This is a genomic window from Sporofaciens sp. St.21A7 (assembly GCF_059728535.1).
Map to the genome: position 1 here is coordinate 207,551 of NZ_BAAGFN010000001.1, position 23,545 is coordinate 231,095.

The 23,545-nt window shown below is 44.9% G+C and carries 25 protein-coding genes; 19 read left to right on the forward strand and 6 right to left on the reverse strand.

Features of this window, described 5'->3' with window-relative positions; translation table 11 throughout:
- The first annotated feature begins 97 nt into the window (after nucleotides 1-97).
- The 5 genes from AC6I3O_RS01070 (at nucleotide 98) to AC6I3O_RS01090 (ending at nucleotide 3,312) form a co-directional block, all read left to right on the forward strand.
- On the forward strand, nucleotides 98-469 hold the full coding sequence (locus AC6I3O_RS01070) for a TnpV protein (protein WP_497849404.1): 372 nt from the start codon (nucleotides 98-100) through the stop codon (nucleotides 467-469).
- Nucleotides 470-612: 143 nt separating this feature from the next.
- On the forward strand, nucleotides 613-891 hold the full coding sequence (locus AC6I3O_RS01075) for a hypothetical protein (RefSeq protein WP_217957973.1): 279 nt from the start codon (nucleotides 613-615) through the stop codon (nucleotides 889-891).
- 62 nt (nucleotides 892-953) lie between these two features.
- A complete protein-coding gene (locus AC6I3O_RS01080) occupies nucleotides 954-1,466 on the forward strand; it encodes a GNAT family N-acetyltransferase (RefSeq protein WP_322203316.1) in 513 nt (170 codons plus the stop codon).
- An 87-nt stretch (nucleotides 1,467-1,553) separates the two neighbouring features.
- Complete coding sequence (locus AC6I3O_RS01085) at nucleotides 1,554-2,225, forward strand: hypothetical protein (protein ID WP_497849405.1); 672 nt, start codon at nucleotides 1,554-1,556, stop codon at nucleotides 2,223-2,225.
- 784 nt (nucleotides 2,226-3,009) lie between these two features.
- On the forward strand, nucleotides 3,010-3,312 hold the full coding sequence (locus AC6I3O_RS01090) for a plasmid mobilization protein (RefSeq protein WP_497849406.1): 303 nt from the start codon (nucleotides 3,010-3,012) through the stop codon (nucleotides 3,310-3,312).
- 170 nt (nucleotides 3,313-3,482) lie between these two features.
- Here AC6I3O_RS01090 and AC6I3O_RS01095 read toward each other — a convergent pair whose 3' ends face one another.
- Entirely contained in the window at nucleotides 3,483-4,400 is a 918-nt protein-coding gene (locus tag AC6I3O_RS01095; protein WP_016220921.1) for an IS3 family transposase, read from the reverse strand.
- Nucleotides 4,397-4,684 carry a transposase gene (locus tag AC6I3O_RS01100; RefSeq protein WP_016220920.1) on the reverse strand — a complete coding sequence of 96 codons (288 nt, stop codon included), beginning with the start codon at nucleotides 4,682-4,684 and terminating at the stop codon, nucleotides 4,397-4,399. Before AC6I3O_RS01100 ends, AC6I3O_RS01095 begins: the two co-directional genes overlap by 4 nt.
- Before the next feature lie 81 nt (nucleotides 4,685-4,765).
- On the opposite strand from AC6I3O_RS01100, the gene AC6I3O_RS01105 reads away from it, so the two are divergent.
- The 4 genes from AC6I3O_RS01105 to AC6I3O_RS01120 all read left to right on the forward strand — a co-directional run bounded on the left by AC6I3O_RS01105 (nucleotide 4,766) and on the right by AC6I3O_RS01120 (nucleotide 9,034).
- Nucleotides 4,766-6,013, forward strand: coding sequence for a relaxase/mobilization nuclease domain-containing protein (locus AC6I3O_RS01105; protein ID WP_497849407.1), 1,248 nt, complete (start codon nucleotides 4,766-4,768; stop codon nucleotides 6,011-6,013).
- A complete protein-coding gene (locus AC6I3O_RS01110; RefSeq protein WP_497849408.1) occupies nucleotides 6,010-6,906 on the forward strand; it encodes a ParB/RepB/Spo0J family partition protein in 897 nt (298 codons plus the stop codon). Before AC6I3O_RS01105 ends, AC6I3O_RS01110 begins: the two co-directional genes overlap by 4 nt.
- Nucleotides 6,907-6,915: 9 nt before the next feature.
- Nucleotides 6,916-7,200 carry a hypothetical protein gene (locus tag AC6I3O_RS01115; RefSeq protein ID WP_497849409.1) on the forward strand — a complete coding sequence of 95 codons (285 nt, stop codon included), beginning with the start codon at nucleotides 6,916-6,918 and terminating at the stop codon, nucleotides 7,198-7,200.
- Between the two features lie 133 nt (nucleotides 7,201-7,333).
- On the forward strand, nucleotides 7,334-9,034 hold the full coding sequence (locus AC6I3O_RS01120; protein WP_497849410.1) for a recombinase family protein: 1,701 nt from the start codon (nucleotides 7,334-7,336) through the stop codon (nucleotides 9,032-9,034).
- 454 nt (nucleotides 9,035-9,488) lie between these two features.
- Here the strand turns inward: AC6I3O_RS01120 and AC6I3O_RS01125 are convergent, their stop codons facing one another.
- The 4 genes from AC6I3O_RS01125 to AC6I3O_RS01140 all read right to left on the reverse strand — a co-directional run bounded on the left by AC6I3O_RS01125 (nucleotide 9,489) and on the right by AC6I3O_RS01140 (nucleotide 12,759).
- Nucleotides 9,489-9,659 carry a cysteine-rich KTR domain-containing protein gene (locus AC6I3O_RS01125; RefSeq protein WP_491867381.1) on the reverse strand — a complete coding sequence of 57 codons (171 nt, stop codon included), beginning with the start codon at nucleotides 9,657-9,659 and terminating at the stop codon, nucleotides 9,489-9,491.
- A 34-nt stretch (nucleotides 9,660-9,693) separates the two neighbouring features.
- Nucleotides 9,694-11,028: an FtsX-like permease family protein gene (locus AC6I3O_RS01130; protein WP_497849411.1), complete on the reverse strand. Its 1,335-nt coding sequence runs from the start codon at nucleotides 11,026-11,028 to the stop codon at nucleotides 9,694-9,696.
- Nucleotides 11,018-12,097 carry an ATP-binding cassette domain-containing protein gene (locus tag AC6I3O_RS01135; protein WP_497849412.1) on the reverse strand — a complete coding sequence of 360 codons (1,080 nt, stop codon included), beginning with the start codon at nucleotides 12,095-12,097 and terminating at the stop codon, nucleotides 11,018-11,020. The genes AC6I3O_RS01130 and AC6I3O_RS01135 overlap by 11 nt, the downstream gene beginning before the upstream one ends.
- A gap of 287 nt (nucleotides 12,098-12,384) precedes the next feature.
- Nucleotides 12,385-12,759, reverse strand: coding sequence for a TnpV protein (locus AC6I3O_RS01140; protein ID WP_491867378.1), 375 nt, complete (start codon nucleotides 12,757-12,759; stop codon nucleotides 12,385-12,387).
- Nucleotides 12,760-12,787: 28 nt separating this feature from the next.
- Between AC6I3O_RS01140 and AC6I3O_RS01145 the strand changes: the two genes are divergently transcribed.
- The 10 genes from AC6I3O_RS01145 to AC6I3O_RS01190 all read left to right on the forward strand — a co-directional run bounded on the left by AC6I3O_RS01145 (nucleotide 12,788) and on the right by AC6I3O_RS01190 (nucleotide 23,444).
- Nucleotides 12,788-14,425, forward strand: a complete 1,638-nt coding sequence (locus AC6I3O_RS01145) for a DUF4368 domain-containing protein (RefSeq protein ID WP_497849413.1) — start codon at nucleotides 12,788-12,790, stop codon at nucleotides 14,423-14,425.
- 272 nt (nucleotides 14,426-14,697) lie between these two features.
- Complete coding sequence (locus AC6I3O_RS01150) at nucleotides 14,698-14,838, forward strand: hypothetical protein (protein WP_497849414.1); 141 nt, start codon at nucleotides 14,698-14,700, stop codon at nucleotides 14,836-14,838.
- 461 nt (nucleotides 14,839-15,299) lie between these two features.
- Entirely contained in the window at nucleotides 15,300-15,818 is a 519-nt protein-coding gene (locus AC6I3O_RS01155; protein WP_290452057.1) for a DUF6431 domain-containing protein, read from the forward strand.
- A 90-nt stretch (nucleotides 15,819-15,908) separates the two neighbouring features.
- Entirely contained in the window at nucleotides 15,909-17,177 is a 1,269-nt protein-coding gene (locus tag AC6I3O_RS01160) for a DDE-type integrase/transposase/recombinase (RefSeq protein ID WP_039909679.1), read from the forward strand.
- Nucleotides 17,177-17,983, forward strand: coding sequence for an ExeA family protein (locus AC6I3O_RS01165; protein WP_004604850.1), 807 nt, complete (start codon nucleotides 17,177-17,179; stop codon nucleotides 17,981-17,983). The genes AC6I3O_RS01160 and AC6I3O_RS01165 overlap by 1 nt, the downstream gene beginning before the upstream one ends.
- Nucleotides 17,984-17,996: 13 nt before the next feature.
- Complete coding sequence (locus AC6I3O_RS01170) at nucleotides 17,997-18,311, forward strand: DUF6618 family protein (RefSeq protein WP_004604849.1); 315 nt, start codon at nucleotides 17,997-17,999, stop codon at nucleotides 18,309-18,311.
- Between the two features lie 234 nt (nucleotides 18,312-18,545).
- Nucleotides 18,546-19,229, forward strand: a complete 684-nt coding sequence (locus AC6I3O_RS01175; protein WP_497849415.1) for an ABC transporter ATP-binding protein — start codon at nucleotides 18,546-18,548, stop codon at nucleotides 19,227-19,229.
- Nucleotides 19,226-21,577: an ABC transporter permease gene (locus AC6I3O_RS01180; RefSeq protein WP_497849416.1), complete on the forward strand. Its 2,352-nt coding sequence runs from the start codon at nucleotides 19,226-19,228 to the stop codon at nucleotides 21,575-21,577. Before AC6I3O_RS01175 ends, AC6I3O_RS01180 begins: the two co-directional genes overlap by 4 nt.
- A 101-nt stretch (nucleotides 21,578-21,678) precedes the next feature.
- A complete protein-coding gene (locus AC6I3O_RS01185) occupies nucleotides 21,679-22,341 on the forward strand; it encodes a response regulator transcription factor (protein ID WP_497849417.1) in 663 nt (220 codons plus the stop codon).
- Nucleotides 22,342-22,343: 2 nt separating this feature from the next.
- Entirely contained in the window at nucleotides 22,344-23,444 is a 1,101-nt protein-coding gene (locus AC6I3O_RS01190) for a sensor histidine kinase (protein ID WP_497849418.1), read from the forward strand.
- The last annotated feature ends 101 nt before the right edge of the window (nucleotides 23,445-23,545 follow it).

Sequence of the window (23,545 nt, forward strand, 5' to 3'; positions counted from 1 at the left end):
AATATGCGATGTCAAAAATATTACATAGTGATTGACGAAAAAGAACGGAGAATTATTTCCAACGCTCTCAAAATCAGAATGACAGAGGGTTAAACTTATGGAAAAAACAATATTTGAACGGATGGGCGGCACTTATTCAAAAGTTGGCGATTATAATCTGCCAAATCTTATACCGCCACAAGAAGCCAAGCTAATCGGCTTATGGGGACAGCGGCACGCAAAGTATTTGGAACAATGCCATAAGGTTTTGTATATGAACCTACTAACAAGTGGAAAGCTGAACGACTACCTTGCTGATATTGACAAGCGGGCTGATAAAATGTTTTCTCGGCTGGTAACGGAATATTCCGACAGGCAGGGTGTGACAGAACAATTGAAAACCGAAAATCAATTCTTATGGTTTCAAAAGATGAATAACATTCTGGCATGTGTAAGAGAAATTGTTGAAAATGAGATAATTTATTCATAGGTGAATGATAGCGTTTCCGCAATAAGCGACAATGCCATTCAAACTTAAGCAACGACAGTTTGTGAATTGAAAAATCTCATGTTTTTGTGTATAATAGGAAAAAAGTCAAACTGAGAAGTCGAGATTTGAAAGGAGTAACAGACATGAAATTTCCTTTTTATGATTCACCTGATACTGCTACGATTATCTGTTGCCATATATTGGAGCGTCAGGCACCTATTCTATATGTATCGCATGATGAAGATGACGGAATGTGGCAATTTCTATGCGGAGAAACACATGAAACAGATGAAGCAAAGTTAGTATCTTTAAAATGGGTTTTTGATTTAGATAACTCTGTCAGTACCTTAAAGGATATGCCTTGCGGTTACTATGCAGAGAGAAAAAACCAAGATGACGATTGGATTATCAGAAAGCGATAACTTCCAGTTTATCGGAAAGCTAAATAGAACGAAAAATCGGAATTTGAGGGGAGACAATAAAAATGATAGAGCTTAGGAGATTATCAGTAGATGATGGAATGGATGTATATGTAATGTTACAAGAAATTCCCAAAGAAGAGAACGGGTTAATGAACAATGCTAACGGGTTATCATTTGAGGAATATAAAGACTGGTTGAAGAGAAAATATGCAGATTCCGAGCAGATTGGACTTAAAGACGGTTGGAAAGTGCCGTCTACTACATATTGGCTTTATGCAGATGAGAGGCCAGTTGGTTTTGGCTCTATCAGGCATTTTCTCACAGATGCGCTTCGTGAAGCGGGGGGGCATATAGGGTATGGAATAGCTCCTAAGTACCGTGGGAAAGGATATGGAAAGAAAATTCTTGAGCTTTTACTTGAGGAAGCCAGCTGTCTTGGAATTGATAGAGTACTTGTTACAATTCAGTTGGACAATGCTGCATCAAAGGCAGTAGCATTTGCAAATGGTGGTGTGATTGGGAAACAAACAGATGAACGTATATTTGTTTGGATAGATACTGTGCGGAAATGCTGAAAATTTATTGATAATGATTCTGTCAAATTCATAATTTGTCGGGAAGTCAAGTATAAAAGGAAAACGAAATTTCATAAGGTGAGAATAATGGTTAGAGAAGTAAAATGGACAAAATATTTATGGATGAGCCTGCTCTCATTTGGAGCATTTATGCTTGAATTCCTGTCAATATTCGGAATTGAAGTGATATTTCTACATGTAGATATACAAAATTATACAACGCACCAAAGAAGTATCCATTGTATTATAATGGTTTTCATGTGGGCATTTTTCATTGGTGTTCTCCTGCTTTTTTCAAGGAAATATTATCATTTTCCAGAAAGAGGGAACAAAGGGGACAAGATTTCCTTGAAAAATTGGATAGTAACGCTTGCTTGCTTCATTGGCTGCAAAATTATGACTTTTATTGATTGGCATACATTAAAGATTATTGGAGAAGCACAGGGTAAAAACATATTTCAATTTTGTGCGCAATATTTGTATTATATATTTGAAGTGGTACTCGTTGTTCTAATCATAATATATGGGCAAAAAGCGATTGAAACCTTGTTGAAAAAAGAAAGCCTCATTCCTTTTGGTGGTATTATTTTAGCTATGACATGGGGGGCGTTTCATTTTGTATCAAGAGGAGTAGGGCTAGAAATATGGAACGGAATTTCTACTATGATATTTTCTGTTCTTAGTGGGGTAATGTATTTAAGATTAAATAGAAAATACTTGTATAGCTATCTTTTCATCGCTACGGGGTATTTGCTATAATCTCCCATTTATCGGGCGGACAACATCTCACCAAAAAGCCAGACACATAATACGCAGAGTTGGCAGGCTTGTGAGCAATCACAGCCTGTCGGCTCTGCTCTTTTATCTAAAGATAAACGAACATGATTTTTATTTGAAATTAAATAGTATGCCCACCTTCCGAAAAAAATATTCAAAAACTTTTTAGAAAGTATTGACATACACTCGTTCCGCAGAGTATAATAAAAAACTCTCTTAGGAGAACCACAACCAATTACATATCCTCACAAAATTTGGGAGTACGGCTTTACGCCGCACACGCCTGCGGTATGCGAAAAGGAAATACCGTCGCTTCTGAAACTGCTTCGAACTGTCGGCAACAGATAAGCGTAACAGACAGTTTCGACTTTGAATCTCAAAGCCGGTTACATCATTGTGAAACCAAAACCGCAAGGGATAAGTCTATCCTTTTGTGTTGGTCGGTACACATTGATGTACCGGCTTTTTTTCGTTGCCCAAATGCCGGTTACAGTTGAATGACCGGCTGGATGGGATATGATTTTGCGATAACCTCTTTTCGGAGAGTAAGCGAAACAACGCCGCCTGAAACGGGGGCAGGGACAGAAAAACGACATTCAGACAGACCGGCGGAAAACAACAACCGTATGCGGCAGAAAGAGTGTCGCATACCGCAGCAAGCAGGGAAACTGTATTGACAGTTTCCGCCCCAACCGGCTTTAAGAGCCGATTGTTCTTTAGGGACACCCTAAAACCCATTTACAAAATCAAAGAAAGGATTGATGTAATGAACGAAGCCAAGAACAAAAATTTATTTATCCGTGTAAGCGAAAAAGAAAAAAATATTATTGAGCAGAACGCCAAAAAGTGCGGGATTTCCGTATCAGAGTATCTCCGCCAGCGTGCTTTGGGGTATATGCCGAGAGCCGTCCTGCCCGAAATATTCTTCTCTTTTAATGATAAACTGGATGAACTCTGCGTCGCTGTTGAAGGCAAAATTACAGCGGACACGGAAGAAAAAATTATTAGACTCATTGACAGTATTACGGAAGAACTGATACTGCCGAAGCGTGAAAGGCTGGTGGTGTAAATGGCTACCACAGGCTTCTGGCCTGTCAAGGACAGGCTGAAGGAAGTGATTGACTATGCGGAAAATCCCGACAAGACCATCGACAAAAAATATGTGGACAGTGATTTGTTGGTACTATGTCAAGAAAAAGTACAAGTTAAAAGTGAACTTTTCTTACAACCTTCCATTTTTTATCCAGCCAATCTTTCCATCTTATTCAATTTCTGTTCATACACATTCTCGTATTCATTTGGTGATAGATATCCACAATGACTGTGGATTCTTACCGTATTATAAAATGTCTCTATGTATTCAAATACCAATTTATAGGCATGTTCATAATTTTTTATTTTAAATCGATTCAGCCATTCTCTTTTGATCAATGCATGAAAGGATTCAATACAGGCATTATCCCATGGATACGCTTTTTTCGAATAACTTCTCTTCATTCCAATGGTTGCCTCTACATACTCCCTGCACACATACTGGATCCCCCGGTCTGTATGCAGAATTAAGGGTTTCTCCACATTCCTCCTTCTTTTTGCCTTTTCTACCGCTTTTACGACATGTTTTGCTTCTAATGTATTACTTAATACCCATGAGATGATCTTTCTCGAGTACAGATCCATAATACTCGTTAAGTATACAAAGCCCTCGTAAGTCCAGATATAAGTGATATCCGAACACCAGACTGCATCCGGTTCTTCCGGATTAAATTTTTCTTTCAGAATATTTCTCAGCCTACTGCTTAGATCCGGTTCGATTGTTGTAACGGTATAAGGTTTCACGTACTGTGCTTTGATCCCCAATTCCCTCATATAATTCCCCACTGTTTTGTCTGCTATTTTTTCTCCTTCCCTGCGCAGACATTCTGCTATTTTGGGGGCTCCATAATTCTGATGGGATTCCTGATAAATCTCAACGATCCTCTCTTTTATCTGCTCCTTTCTCTTCTCCCGGGTGGAAGGGAGGCGGTTTTTCCATGCAAGGTATCCGCTTCTTGAAACACCTAAGATCCTCAGCACACCAGAGACATTCGGCCGGCGTTTCCCCTCTTCCAGAAGCTGCTCTTCATACCGGGCAGTCTCCAGGAAGAGAGCCTCTGTCATTTTCCCAGTATGCCGATTGCTTTTTTTAAGATATCTAAAGCATCTTGTGTATCACGTAGCTCTTTACGCAGGCGTGCAAGTTCCTTTGCATCATCACTCTCAAAATTCCCCCTTCCTCTGGTTGGGACTGTCCCCTCATTTGCATCATATATCTTTCTCCAGTTAGAAAGAGCTGTCTTACTAATCCCCAGATTCTTTGCACACTTAGCAATCCCAAGCTCTGGATGTTCCTTCCAATACCTTACTGCATCATTCTTAAATTCTTCTGTATATTGTGTAGCCATGTTCATTCCTCCATCTGTTCTATTATACTTTCCTGTTGGGAATTTTCCATGTCTAACTTGTACTAATTATATTCTAACACCATGTACGCCGCCCTGCGGTATGTTTCAAACGATAAAAAGACAGATGAGCGTATGTATGTCAGCGGCATCAACTGCAACGCAAAGCGGGCGTATGAGCGTATGACGGCAACGAAAAAACGCTTCGGGAAAACGGGCGGCAATGTGGCATACCACGGCTACCAGAGTTTCCAGACCGGCGAAGCCACGCCCGAAGAAGCGCACAAAATCGGACTGGAAACCGCAAGGCGTATGTGGGGAAACAAGTATGAAGTCGTCGTTACCACTCATCTTAATACAGATAACGTCCATAACCATTTTGTTGTAAACTCTGTATCTTTTAAGACGGGCAGGAAGTTTGAAAACCATATCTCCGACCATTACCACCTGCGGGAAATCTCCGACGCCGTATGTCTGGAACATGGAAAGGGCATTCTCAAGGACACAGAGTTTTACGGCGGGTGCAAAAAAGAATACTGGCGGAAACAAAACGGCGGGCTGTCACATCGGGAGCTTTTGAAAGCAGATATTGACGCCGCCCTTGCCCAGTCCGCCAGCTTCAAGTCATTTGAAATCCGTTTAAAGGACATGGGATATGAAATCTGCCGTGATGAAAACTTCGCCCATTATTCCGTAAAGGGGACAGGCTGGCAGAGGGCAGTCCGCTTAGACCGGCTTGGAAAGGAATACACGCCCGAAGCAATCAGGGAAAGGCTGCTTGACAACCAGCAGCATATCGGCTATGTCCCGTTCCACAAGCCGAAATATACGCCGCTCCTTACGCTTGAAATCGAGTACCGCAAAATACAGCGCATGGACGGCATACAGATACTTTTCGCCCTTGTGATTGAACTTTGCAGGTTGGTTACGGGAAACAACATTGCCCCCGAAACTCCCCATCCGCTCTCTCCCGCCATGCGGCAGGAAATCGTAAAATTAGATAAAACGCTGAAAGAATACAATTTCCTATGTGAGAACAACATTGATTCCCCGCAGGAGCTTGTTTCTTTTATCAGTAAAAAGCGTGGGCAGATTTCCGATTTGGAAAAAGAAAGGCAGTCAGTTTACAACCGCAACCGCCATAAGAAAATCGGGGAATTAAATGCACAGGCAAGGGAAATCTCCACCAAGATAAAACCCCTGCGGAAAGAATTATCCCTTGCAAAGGCTGTCCTTGAAAAAATACCAAAGCTGAAAGAAGTAATTGAAGCCGAACGGCAGGCGGAAACCGCCGTTATAACTAAAAATAAGGAAAGAAGGCATGCACGATGACAAATACCAAATTTAGAACCAATACCCCGCCGAAGAAAAAGGCAGCGAATATCCAAGTAGATAAACTCCGTACTTTTGAGGGACATCCTTTTAAGGTACTGGATGATGAAGATATGAACAATCTTACAGAGAGCATAAAGGCGCAGGGAATTATTTCTCCGTTAATTGTTCGTGCCATTGAAAGCACAGATGAATATGAAGTGATAAGCGGACACAGGCGTTTACACGCAGCCATAAAAGCAGGGCTTTCCGAAGTTCCTGCTTTAATTTATCCCCTTGACCGCAGCGAAGCGATGATTGCCGTTGTAGACAGCAACCTGCACCGTGAGAAGCTGCTCCCAAGTGAAAAAGCCTTTGCCTACAAAATGAAAATGGATGCAATGAAACAACAGGGCAAACGCACCGATTTAACTTTATCGCAAGCTGCGACAAAGTCGGATACCGCCGCCGAAATAGGAAAATCACAGAATGAGAGCCGTGACCAAGTGTTCCGCTATATCCGTCTGACTTATCTTATCCCCGAACTGCTTGACAAGGTTGACGGGGGCATTATCGCACTCAGCCCCGCCGTGGAACTGTCCTACCTCTCCAAAGAACAGCAGAAAATATTGCTTGACGCAATGAACTTGAACGACTGCACACCCTCCCACACACAGAGTATCCGCATGAAGAAAAAGGCTCAGCAGAATACTCTTTCTTCGGACGGTATTTATGAAATTATGTCAGAGGAAAAAGGCAATCAGACCGAGCGTATCAGTTTTAAAGTACAGGATTTAAAGGGATTTTTCCCGAAAAACTTTACGCAAAAACAGATGACGGACACGATTTTGAAGCTGCTTTATGAATACAACAGAAAACTGGAACGAAGCCGCAGAAGCCGTGAGGAAAGGTAAGGTATCAGTATGAAAAAATTAGAAATCTTTGCAACCAATCCAAATGCAGTCTATATGTTGCCGCATGAGCCGATAGATGAAAATAAGAAAATCAATTTGTCACAGGAGGTACTGCCCCGCAGTCCCGATATCCGCATTGAAAGCAGGAAATTAGTGCGTTTCAGCGGGGAAAACGAGTTTTCATTAAAAATTGGCGGCACGACCTACGAAGTCAATACCCATTTCAGCAAGAAAGGAAGACAAAGCGTATTGGAGCAGTTTAAAGAACTGATATTGTCCGAAAATCTGATTTAATCCAAAAGAGGCTTTAATTCCCCCACAGCTTGCTGCGGAGAATTTATTTATTGCACATTGGAAAAAGATAACTGGGTATGGTAAGATAACCCTGCCTTTGCTATGCCCGGTTGTCGGAAAGGAGCAAAAAATCATGACAACAGCAACGAAAATAAACGGGCAGACAGAAGAAAAAATCACAGCTTTGTATTGCAGGCTGTCGGTTGACGACGATAACAAAGACGAAGAATCCAATTCCATAACGAACCAAAAGCAGATTTTACAGGATTACGCCCGCAAAGAAGGCTTTGCAAACACAATGTTTTTTGTAGATGACGGCGTGTCGGGGACAACCTTCCAAAGACCGAATTTTATGCGTATGGAGCGTATGGCGGAAAACGGTGAAATCGGCACGATAATTGTAAAAGACCTTTCCCGCTTCGGGCGTGAGCAGGTAGAAATGGGCAGGCTTACGCAGGTGGTGTACCCGTCCCTTGGCATCCGTTTTATCGCCATACAGGAGCGTGTGGACACTTTGACCGGCGACGGCGTGGAGATGATGCCATTCCACAATATTTTCAACGAATGGTATGCGGCGCAGACCTCTAAAAAAATCCGTGCGGTGTGGCAGTCCAAAGCGGAACACGGCGAGCGTATCGCTTCTATCGTACCCTATGGGTACAGAAAATCGGAAGATAACCCGAAACAATGGGTAATCGACGAACCGGCGGCGCAAACTGTAAGGAAGATTTTTGCCCTGTGCCTTGCAGGGAAAGGCCCGATGCAGATTGCAAGGCAACTTGAAGAAGAACAGATACTCTCCCCCACCGCCTATTTTGAATCCATCGGCAGGAAACACGCGCAGAAAGTCCCCAAAAACCCTTGCGGGTGGGAACAGGCGACCGTCGGGTATATCCTTGAAAACAGACAGTACACCGGCTGCGCCGTCAATTTCAAAAGCACTACCGTCAGTTACAAAGTCCATAAGAGAATCCAACACAACGAGGAAGATTACCAAATCATACCCGACATGCAGGAAGCCATCATCTCCGAGGAACAATGGCTGAGGGTGCAGGAACTTCGCAAACACAAGCGCAGACCGACGAAAACCGGCAGGACGAGCCTTTTTTCGGGACTGCTCTACTGCTACGACTGCAAATCAAAAATGCACTTTGTAGCCGCCAAGAGCATGAAACGGAAGCAGGAGCATTTCCGCTGTTCCCAATATAAATCTGGCAGAGGGGAATGCACCATGCACTATATCCGTGATATTGTCCTTGAAAGGCTTGTGCTGGAAGCTGTCAGCGACTTATCCGATTTTGTCCGCTGTTATGAGCCGGTATTCCTGTATCTGCTGGCAAAGAAAAACAACGCCATGCGGCAGAAGGAATACCAACAGCTCCAGCAGACGGTTGAGGACGGCACAAAGCGGATAGCAGAAATCGACAGGCTGATTGAAAAAGTGTTTGAACAGAACGCAGGCGGCATCCTCTCCGATGAGCGGTTTGCTAAAATGCTCCAAAGCTATGAAAAGGAGCAGAAAGCATTGACGCAGGAAGTAGATGAAAACCGCCAGACCTTGCAGAACGCCGAACAGCGAGTAATGGATTTAAGGCTTGTCTTACGCACTCTGCGGGAAATGACCGACATTAAGGAACTTACCCCTACGCTTGTCAATTCTCTGATTGAGCGTATCGAAGTCCACAACAGCGACAAATCCAGCGGACACAGCCATGTGAAAGTAGATATTTATTTTACAGCGGTGGGCATGATAGATATTCCCACCGAAAAAGAAATCCTCGCCACAATGGAAGAAATACGGAACAATCCGCAGGACTTCAAATTTGTGGCGTAACAAACGGATACGGTGTAATCCCTTTTACAGAGTTACACTGTATCCTACATAAAAACATCCTTATCTGGCGACAGCAAAGGCTCTGTGACCTCTACGGTTATAGGAGATACATATTCTGTTAAGTGCAGATTCTACTTCTGGTTTCATGGTGAGAAGTAGCCTTGCATAAGCAGGGATTTTTTTAACTGGCTTCCTGCCATTCCCCGATGTGCTATGTATAAGTCAAATCTGCGTTGCTTGAGCAGATAGATTACTGCCCGAAAAAAGGACATTAAAAAACCCTCCAAACTTTAAAAACAGGTCTGGAGAGTGTCTGTTAAGTCTTTTCGGGCATAGCAATACCGCCCACCGAACCTCGTTTTTTTTATTTGGTGGGCGTTTGCCTTAAAACCTTATGAAACAAAATAGAGCCAACAAACTGTGATTTTATTGCACAAGTTCATCGGCTCTGCGTCTATGCGTCTGGCTCTGTGATAACTGTTACTTTTAACTGCTGAACATTGATAATCTGCTCCCGCTTACATTTTGGACAAAAAAGCGGAAATTTATATAATTCTGTATCTTCTCTTATTTTTATTCGGGTTTTACCTTTACAACAAGGGCACATAATCCATCTATTTTTCATCTCTTCAAACTCCTTTATAAAAAACTGTATTTTTTCAATAGGGCTTTCTATAATTAGCAATCCCCACATATTGTTTGCTTATGGTATACACCACAAAAAAATAGCAAACATAAAAAAGCAAGAAACATATCGCAAAACAGAAAGCAGCCCTCAAAAGAATATTGTGCATGACAATAGGCAATAGCAAATTTAATTTCAGATTTAACAATGGAATACTAAAGAGCAAAACCAAAAGTGTCATAAACATCGGCATAAGCAATTTGCCTGCAATCTGTTTTTTTACTAATTCCTTTATTTGTTTATTGCTTTTCCCAATATAAGACAATACCTTAATGCCTTTTGATTCCTGTTTTAATTCTACAATCTGCTGCAAAGACAAAACTGAAAAATATATAACAATAAAAATAAGACAAAGGCTTATTTGCAAAACTCCCATCCATTGTTGGCTATCTGTATTAAATAAATTAACACTCGGTTGAAGCATAATTACTCCGCAAAAGAAAGACATCGCTGAAAACAATAAGCATATACACAAAATAATATTAATAACAGCACTTGTTTTTAAACTTGATGTTATTTGCCCAATCATATAAAGCCGATTTTTATGATATAGAGAATTGGGCTGTTCCTGCCTTATTGCATATAAATACCCAAATAACCATTTGTAAAAAATAAAAATAGAACTCAATAAAGGAATTGCAATAATAGATAAAATTGGAAAAGCAATATATTTGGGCAAAAAAACTATCGCACATAAAAGTCCTATTAAGCATACTAAATCAATAATAAAGACGATTCCCCATTTCTTATAGGTATTACTGTTACTGATTTTTTGATTACGGTCTTTTTCGCAAATCAATTCCCTTATTTGCAATTTATCAATAATATTCTTTTTACGAAATGCGCCAAGACATTCAACCAAACAAAAATAGAAAAATGTCTGTAATATACTCCATCCAAAAAGTGATATATTCATTTCATTTTCTTTATGCAACACTGCAATACAAAGTGCGGCATATATACCAAATCCAATCAACACCCCTGCTATAAAGCAAGCAATCCCTATTATTAGAAATTCACACAGAAACATAAAAGACAATTTTCTTTTTTCCATTCCCAACAATAAGTAGTTTGCAAATTCTTTTGCACGTTGTTTCAACATGAAGGAATCAATGTATCCGACCAATATTACCAAAAGTAAAGTTATTAAAATCGGTAAAGAAATTGTTTGGAAACCAACTTGTTTCCCTACAATGGCAATACAGTTGGATACTTCCATAATTGATAATAAAATTGTCATTGTCGTAATATATAAAAGATAATTTACGATAGAACGCTTTGCATTACGAATTGATAGTTTAAAGTACATTGTTTTCATCCCCCGCAATCCATGCCATCTTTTCTAAAATACTTGTGAAAAAAGCCTGCTTGCTTTCTTGCTTCCGATTCAGCACTGTTTTTATCTTTCCATCTTTCATAAACAATATTTGGTCGCAGTAACTGGCTGACATGACATCATGTGTAACCATTAAAATTGTTGCTCCATAATCATTACGGAGCATAGTAAAAGTATCCAAGAGTTGTTTGGCGGCATTGGAATCTAAAGCTCCTGTTGGCTCGTCTGCAAGTATTATGTCTGGATTTACTGAAACTGCTCTTGCACAGGCACATCGCTGTCTTTGACCGCCTGATACCTCATAAGGAAATTTATTCAATATAGCGGATATATCAAGTCTTTCCGATAAATTAAGGACAGTTTGTTTAATCTTATTCTTTGGAATTTCCTTTACTGTCAAAGCTAAAGCGATATTCTCATAAATTGTCAATGTCTCAAGTAAATTATATTCTTGAAAAACAAACCCCAAATGCTCCCTCCGAAACTTTGCTTTATCTATTTCAGATAAATCTACAATATCCTGTCCATTAATTTTAATTGTTCCATTTGTCGGAGTATCTATTGTTGCAATTAGATTCAGCAGAGTTGTTTTTCCAGAACCAGATGCTCCCATAATACCTACAAAACTCCCATACGGAATTTGAAAGCTGACACTATCTACGGCTAAAGTCGATGTATTTTCTGTGTTATAAATTTTTGAAACATCCCGCACTTCTAATACATTCTTAGCTTCAATGCCGTCCTCTCTTAATTCCCATTTGTCATTCCCTAGCCAATTTGTGATGACTTCCAAAAGTATCTCCTCTGTTTTTTCTTTCAGATTTTCTTCTGAAATATGTTCTCCTGCTAATAATTCATTTAATGTAATCTCCAAAAGATTGCATAAAGGCATAAACAAAGATAAGTCTGGCATAGACCTACCTGTTTCCCATTTTGATACAGCTTTATCTGTAATTCCCAATTTTTCCCCCAGTTGATTCTGTGTCCATCCTTTTGCCTTACGGCAATCAGAAATGAATGCACCTATCTTTATTTGATTCATTACAAATCCTCCTTCCAACAATTTATTATACAAATTCAGCATAAAATGAACACCTACCAACGGTAGAGAAGTAAAAAAAAATGCTTTTTATAGGATTCTACCAAAAGTATAGCATGCTGCAATCTGATAATTTCAAGAATTTGTCCAGAACTTGCCCTTCCCCCAAGATTGCAAGCTACCTATATATTAATTATAAATCTTCAAACAAACTCTATCAACTAAGCAAACTTAATAATAGTCTCCCGACAAGAAAAGCGACAGGGCTTTTACCCCCTGCCACCAGTTTGCTATACATTTATAATTTCCTCGTTCACAATCTCCCTTGCACAAGCCCTTATGTTGCCTAGCCGCCCTGTCCATTCTAAGGCATTTTCTTCTTTTAGGCGTTCCGTTATGCCCTGCGCCTGTTTCATGCCCTCTATGAGCCTTTCAAAGCGTTTCTGCGCCTGTCTGTCAATGTCGGCAAGGTAAATGTTCAGCCTGCCGCTTGTGAGAAGATTGGTGTATGTAACCTTGCGGTACTGCTTCAGATAATTCAAATGCCGTTGTCCCCATATACCTATCGGTTGTTCTTCTTCAGCGGGTAAAGCTATACATGGAATTAAATAGTCGCCTTGCCTTTCGTATTTGCCGCCCAGTTCCTCAAAAATCGTCTTTGCCATTGTCTGTTACCTCCACATTCTTTTTATTTTGAATGTCCGCAAAATCCGTCCTACTCAAGACGATGGGCGGGAAGGTGAGAGCAACAGCATTGTAAACCAGAAAGAATATGTGATGAAATACGCCAAAGAACACGGTTTCCCTAACCCGAAATACTATGTGGACGACGGCTATACGGGTACGAATTTTGACCGCCCAAGCTTTAAGGAAATGTCGGCGGACATTGAAAAAGGGCTTGTAAAGACCGTCATTGTCAAAGACTTATCACGCTTCGGCAGGAACTATATTGAGGTCGGCTCTTACTCCGAAATTATCTACCCCGAAGCGGGCGTAAGGTTCATCGCCATCATGGACAACGTGGATACGGGCAGCCTTGAGAGCAACGAATTTGCCGCCTTTACCAACCTTTTCAACGAATGGTATCCCAAAAGTACGAGCAAAAAGGTAAAGGAAGTCAAGAAAGCGAAAGGGCTTGCGGGGGAACATCTGGGCGCACCTCCCTACGGATATTTGCGGAATCCAGAAGATAAAACACGCTGGCTTGTGGACGAGGAAGCGGCGGCAGTCGTCCGCAGGATATTTTCACTCTGTATGCAGGGAAAAGGCGTGTCAGCCATTGCCACAGCCCTCTGGGAAGATAAAGTGCTTACCCCGTCAGCCTACAAAATGTCAAAGGGAATCGGCGTTGCAAAAAAATCGGGACATCCCTATAACTGGGAGCCAGCCACGATTGCATCCATTCTGGAAAATGTGGCGTATATCGGCGTGACGGAGAGCTTTAAATCCACCCGTTTAGGCTTTAAGAGCAAGAAACGTATTCCAACCGCAAAGGACAGGCGGACGTATATCGAGGATGCCCATGCCCCCATCATTGACAGGGATATGTGGGAAAAAGTACAGATGATACGGGAAAATAAACGCAGACCGACCAAAAGCGGCGTGACAAGTATCTTTTCGGGACTGCTCTATTGTTCCGACTGCGGGGCGAAACTCAGCTTAGCCACAGCAAACGGATATGAGCATTTCCGCTGTTCCATGTATAAAAGGACGAGCAGGGCAAAGGAATGTACGCAGCACTATATCCGAGAGGACGCATTAAAACAGTTGGTCTTGAAACAGCTTCAGCATTTCCTCTCCTATTTACAGCAGTTTGAGCATGTGTTTATCCGACAGCAGATTGACGCCACCCTTGCGGAACGCCGATACGAGTTATCCGCAAAGCAGAAACAGATAGAAAAGGACGAAAAGCAGATAAAGGAACTTGACCGCCTGTTCCGTAAAATCTATGAGGATAATGTCAACGGAAAGCTGAATGACGAACGCTTTTACAAGCTGTCAGACGGATATGAAGCCGAGCAGGAACAGCTAAAGCAGGAAATCGAAGCCTTGACAGCCGAGGTCAGCAAAGCCGACACAGAAGCGACCAATGTCGCCAAGCTGATAGCAGTCACCAAGAAATACACCCACATCGACGAGCTGACGCCCGAAATCCTAAACGCATTTGTGGATAAAATCGTAGTCCATGAGCGTGAGAAAAAGGACGGGAAACGGACACAGCAAATCGACATCTACTATTCCTATGTCGGGATTGTGGACATCCCCACGGACGAGGAAATGCGGGAAATGGAACGGGAATATATGCAGCGTACCAAACGTCAAACCGCCTAAATATAGGCGTGGCAGGAGAAAATCTATGCTCCTGCCGATACATATCTATTTTTATCCCTATCTGGTTTAACCCATCTCGTATTTTCCCGTAAAATGGGAGGTTTTTTTATTAAATTTTTTTAAGCTTCAAAGCTGTATAACAGGGAGCCAGAATGTTGCACAGCCAAAAGCTCTTTGATAATTCAATAAAGGCTTTACACCTAAATTACCGGTTGATATAATGAAAGTACCAAAGTGAACGGCACTTATAGAAAGTAGGTGAGGATATGGGCATGACAGATAGTCAATTCAAGGGATTTGTAAGATTTGTTTTAGATGACATAAGGGAAGTCCTTGAAACATTATCAGATGGAAAAGAAAAAGAAAAGCTGCAAAAAGTTGCAGACAATTTACAACAAACACTTGAAGATTAATTAAGACCAAGGTGTAAAGTCGTTATTGAATTATTAAGGACTTTACACCTTTTTCATTTGTAGAAAATAGTAAGGGGGGGGGGGGGCAAAATTATAAAAAGATATATGAAGATATATTGTCGTCCCGCAAACTAAAGTTCAAATCTCCCGCACAAAAACGTCAAATTAAAATCTCAAGTCCCAAATAACGTCTATAAGAATGTGCTGTAGGAAGCAGCACGTTTTCCTCTTGACCATTCCATGCTGTTCCGATATAGTTTTTATGGAACGAAAAAAAGAGAAAGAACAGCACCCCTACAGTTCGTTCTTTCTCTCATACACCAGTGTGCCTGCCATATACGGGATCATGTCCCACTCTTGTGACTCCGGCACTACCGACATATACTATGATAAGAGAAAACTCCCTGTTTTGCAAGCTGATTCGTATAAAAACTTCATCTAAAGTCCTGTTTGATTCTTTCATGGAGGGATTCTGCCCTGAGCTGCAGACCTGTCCCTGTTGTGGGGCTAAGGGAAGCTGCCGGATCCATGCCTACTATGGCCGTTCTCTGGTGGACTTCGTGGGTGGCACCCCTGTCCGCCACAGCCTCTGCATTCTGCGCCTTATCTGTACCTGCGGCCATACCCATGCCATCCTTCCGGACTTCATCATCCCCTACTCCGGCTATGGCCTGTTCTTTCTCCTGCGTGTCCTGGCGGAGTATTTCCTGCACCTGTCTACCGTGGAGAGACTCTGCGAGCGCTTCTCCATCTCTCTTTCCCAGCTGCGCCGATGGCTGGATCTTTTCCGTGTGCAGAAGGTGGAATGGCTGGGCATCCTCTCTTCCGTGGAGATATCCGCCCTTTCTTTCCTGAAGGCTCTGTCCATCCAACCCGCCTATTCTGATTTTGCTTCCGCCTTTGTCCGCCGCTTTGCGAAATCCTTCCTCCAGTCCCATAGGAATCCGGCGCCTTACTGCCAGCAGGTATTCGGCCCGTGAAATGCTTTCCCTCAACCACACGCCATAGGTATGGCTTCCTTTCCCCACCTCCCTCATAATGGTGCAAAACAACCTAAGGAGGATATTTTTATGGACAACAATCAAAAGAACCTTTCGGATGCAGCCGCCATGGCACAGTTCCGGCTCGCGCTCATTGCACCGGTCATCCATGACCTTTACCCAGATGCGTCCAGGAACGCCTACTACCAGCGTATCACCGAGAACCCTCTCACCCTGCCGGATGGTTCTGTGTTCCGCTATAGCCCCAAAACCATCAGCAAGTGGGTATCCCTTTACCAGAACGGCGGCATCGACGCACTTATGCCCCGGGAGCGCTCCGATAAGGGTGCCACCCGGGTGCTGCCAGATACCGCCATCGAAGAAATCTGCCGGCTCAAGGCGGCTTTCCCAAGACTGAATTCCACCCAGATCCACAAACATCTTGTGGAAGAAGCCTTCATCCCTGCTTCCGTCAGCGTCTGCGCAGTCCAGCGTTTTGTGAAGAAGCATGACCTGAAATCGGCATCCAACCCAAACCTGAGGGACAGGAAGGCCTTCGAGGAAGATGCCTTTGGGAAAATGTGGCAGGCGGATACCTGTTACCTTCCTTATATCACGGAAAACGGCCAGCGCAGGAGGGTCTACTGCATCCTGGTCATTGATGACCATTCCCGTTTCCTGGTGGGCGGCGGACTCTTCTATAATGATACGGCCTACAACTTCCAGAAGGTGCTCAAGGATGCCGTGGCCGCTCACGGGATCCCGTCTAAGCTCTATGTCGACAACGGTTGCAGCTACGTGGGTGCGCAGCTCTCCCTGATCTGCGGTTCCATCGGCACCGTCCTTTTACATACAAAAGTACGGGACGGTGCCTCCAAAGCCAAGATAGAACGCCAGTTCAGGACACTCAAGGAAACCTGGCTCTATACCCTGGATATGGATTCCATCACCTCCCTGGCGCAGTTCAACGGGCTCCTTAAGGATTACATGCGCTCCTACAACACTTCCGTCCATTCCGGCATCGGCACTACACCCCTTGCGCGCTACCAGCAGACCCGTTCTTCCATCCGCAGGCCTAAGTCCAGGGAATGGCTGGAGGAATGCTTCCTGAACCGTATTACAAGGAAGGTGAACAAGGATTCTACCGTCTCCATCGACAGGGTGGCCTACGACGTCCCCATGCAGTTCATCTCATCAAAAGTGGAGATCCGGTTCCTTCCGGATGACATGTCCTCCGCCTTCATCCTTTACGAAGGGGAGCATTACCCCATCCGGCCTACGGATAAGAACGAAAACTGCAGGACCAAGCGCAATAACGCACCAGGCATTGACTACTCAAAGTTAGGGGGTGGCTGTTGATGTTCCGTTCTTACTATGGATTATCTTTCAATCCTTTTGATAAACAAATGGCCCGGGAGAAAGACCGTTTCCTTTCTAAGGACATTTCTGAGATGCTCTCCCGGCTGGACTACTTAAAAGATACCAGGGGCATCGGCCTGTTCACGGCACGCCCCGGCATGGGCAAGTCCTTCGCCCTGCGCTGTTTTGCAAAAGGACTCAACCCCAACCTCTACCACATGGAGTACATCTGCCTCTCCACCGTAAGCGTCATGGAGTTCTACCGCCAGCTCTGCTCCGTCCTGGGGGTGGAGCCAAGGGGCGGTAAGCCCGGGATGTTCCGCGCCATACAGGAGCAGATCCTCTACCTTTACAAGGATAAGAAGCAGCCCCTCCTCCTGGCCGTTGATGAGGCCCAGTACCTATCCACAGGCATCCTGGAGGACATCAAAATGCTCATGAACTACGGCTATGACTCCCTGAACTGCTTCACGCTCATCCTGTGCGGGGAACCCCATCTTAACAATACCCTGCGCAAGCCCGTTCATGAAGCCCTGCGGCAGAGGATCACTGTGCACTACAACTTCTCCGGTCTCTCTGATTCGGAGGTGGCGCAGTACGTGCTCCATAAGATCACCTGTGCGGGAGGCTCTTCCTCCATCATAGAGCAGGCCGCCCTTTCCGCGGTCCACAGCCACTCCCAGGGAAGTCCCAGGCTGGTGGACAACCTCATGACTAACGCTCTCACCCTTGGCGCACAGATGGAGAAGAAGATGATCGACACAGAAGTGATACTAGCCTCCGTCAGCAGCCAGAATCTTGGGTAGGGAGGTGCTGCTTATGGAATATAACTGTATCCTCAGGGATGGTCCCCGCAGGGAAATCTGGACAGGAAAGATCCTCTTATTACGGTGGCGGCCTGGGTGGTATGAAGCAGAGATCAATGGGCGGGGGACTTACTTCCACATCCTGGCCGGGCAGCATAAATATGGGAATTACCTTTGTATCCCGAACCATGATGTAGGATGTGAACTGTCTGATTTTTCTGATATTTTTTGGAATGAGGGGCGGCTCAGCAGTCTGATGCGGAAGGTAGATGCAGTTACGGTTGCCTCTGGCTTGGCTTATCTCCCGACTCTGGCTGACAAACAATGAACCACCTATATGCATCTTGTGGCCGTGGATCTTACGACAGGATCTATGGCCTTTTGCGTTTCAAAGGAAAAATCAATACCGGCAGTGTGCAACATTTTCGACAGCATTATGCATTTGCAGAAGGCACTGCGCAGTCTACGGGAGAAAAGTTGGAAAAATAATTTGCTGTTTGCGTCTCCCTCAATTCGCCGCCCAACAATATATGAACCCCGAAAGAAAGGTAAGGTGTCATCAGTGGAAATATTAAGAGTAGAGAACCTGAGTAAGGTCTACGGAGCGGGAGAAGCCCGGGTGGAGGCATTAAAGCAAGTTTCATTCACCATGGAAAGAGGTGAGTTCGGCGCAGTGGTTGGAGTTTCCGGTTCTGGAAAGAGTACGCTTCTGAACTGTATCGGAGGGCTTGACTTTGCAGACAAGGGAAAGGTATTCCTGAACGGAAAGGATTTATTCGCAATGGGGGAAAACGAACGCACCATTTTCCGCAGGCAGAATATTGGTTTCATCTTCCAGTCCTTCCACCTCATCCCGGAGCTTGACGTGGAGCAGAATATTATGTTCCCGCTTTTGCTGGATTATAAGAAACCAGACCCGGGGCGGGTAGACGAGATTTTGGAAGTCCTTGGGTTAACGGATCGGCGGAGACATCTGCCTGGGCAGTTATCCGGCGGGCAGCAGCAGCGGGTGGCGATTGGGCGGGCGCTCATCACACATCCTGCGTTGGTTTTGGCAGACGAACCCACAGGAAATTTAGATTCCCAGAGCAGTCAGGACGTGATGGAGCTTCTGTGCAAGGCATCCCGGCATTACCAGCAGACAGTCCTGATGATTACCCACAATATGAACCTGACAGCGTCGGCAGACAGGGTGTTTCGGGTATCGGACGGGAAACTTAGCGAGCTGGGAGGTGTGTGTAAGTGAAACACTATCTGGACTTAATCAAAATCTCGGCAAAGCAGCACAGGAAACAGAACCGTATGACCCGGCTTTGTATCGCGCTGGCAGTATTTCTGGTAACGGTAATTTTCGGGATGGCAGATATGGAAATGCGCTCTCAGTATTTCCAAGCAGTCAAGACAGACGGGAGCTGGCATGGGGGATTCGTGATGGATGAAGAACAGGGGGCATTGCTTGGGGAACGCCCCGAGATAAAGAAAATCGCCCGATATGGCTCGTTGAATTACAATCTTGGGGGCGGTTATCAGATAAAGGGAGTCGAGACGGGAATCTGCGGATTCGATAAGGAATTTCAGGAAATGTTCCCGGATGCTGAAATCTTAGAAGGAACATTTCCCGAAACGGCAGAGGAGATTGCGCTGAATGAAAACGCAATGGACAGGCTTGGGACGCAGATTGGGGATAAGGTTTCTATGACCATACCCCAAGGGGAAGCGCGGCAGTACGTAATTACCGGGATTGCAAAGAATACGGCGTTGACGGCGGAACTGGATGCGTTCTGTGTGTTCCTTAATACCGACGGATTTCTGGCATTACGCCCGGAAGAAACGGGGACAGCTCAGGAAACAATCTATTTTGTCGAGTTTCGGAAGTTCTGTAATATCCAGAAGGCAATCGGCGAGATTCGCACCCAGTTTGGGCTTGAAGATGGGCAGGTACGGCAGAATGCGAAGGTTCTGATGCTGATGCTTCAGACCAGAGATTCCTATCTGCTGTCATTCTATCTGCTGGCAGGAATGCTGGCAGTATTGGTGGTGATAGCCGGGATTTTTATGATAACGGCAAGCATGAACAGCAGTATTGCAAGGCGCACAGAATTTTTTGGGATGATGCGCTGTCTCGGGGCGACCGGGAAACAAGTCGTCCGTTTTGTGCGAAAAGAGGCTCTTAGCTGGTGCAAAGATGCAATCCCGGCGGGAGTGGCGGCAGGAGTGGCAGTCACATGGGCTTTGTGTGGAATGCTGCGTTTTTTAAGTCCGGGGCTGTTCGACGGGCTGCCGGTATTGGGGATTAGCTGGCTGGGGGCGGCAGCCGGGATTCTCATGGGTCTGGTCACAGTTCTTTTGGCTGCACGTTCTCCGGCGAAAAGAGCCGGGGCTGTTTCGCCCCTTACGGCAGTCTCGGGAAATGCCGGGACAGTCTATGCGGCAAAGAAGGCGGCGCATACCAGGCTGTTCAAGGTAGATATGGCGCTGGGCATCCATCATGCATCCGGAAGTAAGAAGAATTTCTTTCTGGTCGCAGGTTCCTTTGCGTTTAGTATCATCTTATTCCTGTCCTTTGGTACGCTGATTGACTTCATGCACCATGCCGTCACCCCTCTGCGCTCTTCGGCGCCGGATATTGCGGTGAATGTGGGGACGGAGGAAATGAACCGGATTCCGACGGCATTTGCCGAAGATTTGGAAGAGTATCCGGGGGTGAAGCGGGTATTCCGGAAAGGTTATGCATACCTTACCATGCCGGCAGCCGGAAAAGACGTGGTTTTGATATCATATGATGAGCGGCAGCTTAGGATGGCAGAAGATATGCTGATCGAAGGCAGGCTTCAGGAGGTGATAGATGGGAAAGGCGTACTTTCTGTGTTTCTGGAGGAGCATACTTTTGCATGCAGCAGTAATATTTTGGTATCGGCAGACGGAAAGGAACGAAAAATCCATGTGTCAGGCGTCATAGAGTGTGTGTCTGATATCTTGAATTTCTCGACAGATACCCTCATCTGTTCTGAGGAAATGTTCCGGGAACTGACCGGGGAGAAGGGCTTCACGGCGCTTGACATACAGCTTGAGAAGGATGTCACTGATATGCAGGTGCAGGAAATCCGTAAGGCTGTGGGGCAGGTGTGCGGAGAGGATTTTACTTTTTCGGATAAACGAATGAAAAATCAGGAAATAAAAGGGGCATATTTTTCCATGGCGGTTTTCCTCTATGGGTTCTTGGCGGTGATAGCTTTGATAGCATTTTTCAATATTATTAACTGTATTGGTATGAGCGTGTCGGCAAGGATGCGGGAATATGGGGCGATGCGCGCGATCGGGATGAGTGTGGGGCAGTTGATTCGGATGGTAACGGGGGAGACGCTGACGTATACGGTTTTCGGCTTGATTTTCGGATGTCTGGCAGGTCTTCCGCTGAACCGGTTCATGTTCCATACCATAGTGACCAATAAGTGGGGAGAGGCTTGGAGCCTTCCGGGATGGGAAATGGTGGTGATTGTCTTCGTTATGCTTGCTTCGGTATGTCTGGCGGTGCTTAATCCGGCGAGGCAGATAAAAAGGATGACGGTTGTGGAGACGATAAGCAGGGAGTAGGCGAGAGAATGGGATAGTTTTTATTTGCAGAATTTTCATGTGGGCATTATAATATGTTCATCAAGCGCTGCATCCGGCGCTTAAAGCGAGGTGATGGGCTGATGGCAACGATATTGATTGCGGAAGACGAAAAAGAGATGCAGGAGATACTTGTGGATTATATGAAGAGGAATGGGCATACCTGTATTACCGCTGACGACGGTTTGGACGCAGCCCTGGCATTGAAAAATAATGCTGTGGATTTGGCTATTCTGGACATTATGATGCCCCATCTGGACGGATTTTCGGTCTGTAAGCTGGCGCGGGAAATGGGAAATCTGCCGATTCTGTTCCTGACGGCGAAAAGTGATGAGGAAGATAAGCTGAGAGGTTATGAATACGGAGCGGATGATTATGTGACGAAACCCTTCAGCCTCAAGCTGCTTCTGGCAAAGATCAACGCACTGCTCCGACGCACAGGGAATATTTCACAGGATGGGCTTAGGGCAGGGGGGATTGTCTTGTCGCCTTTGGCGCACAGAGTAACGGTAGATGGCAATGAAGTGGAGCTGACGCACAAAGAGTTTGAACTGCTGCATCTGTTCATGCAGAACAAAAATCAGGTGTTTTCCCGGGAGCAGTTATTGAACCGCATCTGGGGTTACGAGTACGAGGGAAATACCCGGACTGTGGATACGCATATCAAGACGTTGCGGCAGAAAATGAAGGACGAAGGATATCATATCGTGACTTTGATTCGTTCGGGATATAAGTTTGAGGTGTGAGCATGAAGAGAGGAAGGTTCTATGATTTGGGGACGGTGCGCAGTAAGACTATGGCGCTGTCAAAGATGGCTGGCGGAGCAATCGTGCTGTTTTATCTCATTACAGAAGAGATGCCGGTTAACCGGGACATCGGTTTTTGGATTTGGTTCGTGCTGCTTGTTGGGGTGATTATGGCTGTGGATGTGCTGCTTGGCAAGCTGATTTCGGCTCCCCTTGGCAGGATTAATGAAACGGCAAGGCAGATGGCAGAGCTTGATTTTTCGGCACATTGTGATGTTGATACAGGGGATGAATTTGGTGAATTGTCGCAGAGCTTGAACCGGATGTTTTCTAACCTGCATTCGGCGCTTAATCAGTTAGAAGCGGCAAATACCCGGCTAGAGAAAGATGTGGAGCAGGAGCGTATCCTGCTTGCACAGAGGAAAGAGCTGGCGGACAGCCTGTCCCATGAGATGAAGACTCCGCTAAGCCTTATCCGGGCTTATGCGGAAGGGATTTCAGAGGAGACAGAGGATAAGAAAAAGAAGCGGTATGTGAAGGGGATTTTGGATGCCGCCGGGCGCATGGATGACATGCTGGCAGCTTTGCTGGATTTATCGGCTCTGGAAGCCGGGGCAGTAAAGCTTACGGAGGAGCGGTTTGATTTTGTGGAGCTGGTGGAGACGGTGGCTGGTCGTCTGCTTCTTGATGCGCCGGAGACGGATGATTTTTTTGGGGCGGGTGGACTTCGTCCAATAAGGTATGAGCTTCCGGATGAGAGGGTTTTTGTGCGCGCCGACCGGCAGCGGATGGAGCAGGCGCTTAATAATCTGATTGGGAATGCGAAGAAATATGTGCAGGCAGGCGGAGATATCCGGCTGTCTGTGTGTTGTGAGAAGGAGTTTGTGCATTTTGCTGTTTTCAATCAATGCCTGCCATTGAAGGATGAGGAGCTTGCGAGGATTTGGGACAAATTTTACCGAAGCCCGGATAATAAATCCAAGGGTTCCGGGTTGGGGCTTGCCATTACCGCGCAGATTTTATCTATGTACCATGTCGATTATGGGGTGCAAAATGTGGGAGGGGGAATGGAATTTTTCTTCTGTTTTCCGATGGTTCCTTAATATAGGGATTTCCTTTTTGATTTCACATCAACTTCACACGAATCGCACTTCTATTTCACTTCAATCCTATAATCTAATGCCATCAAAACAAATATTTCCAT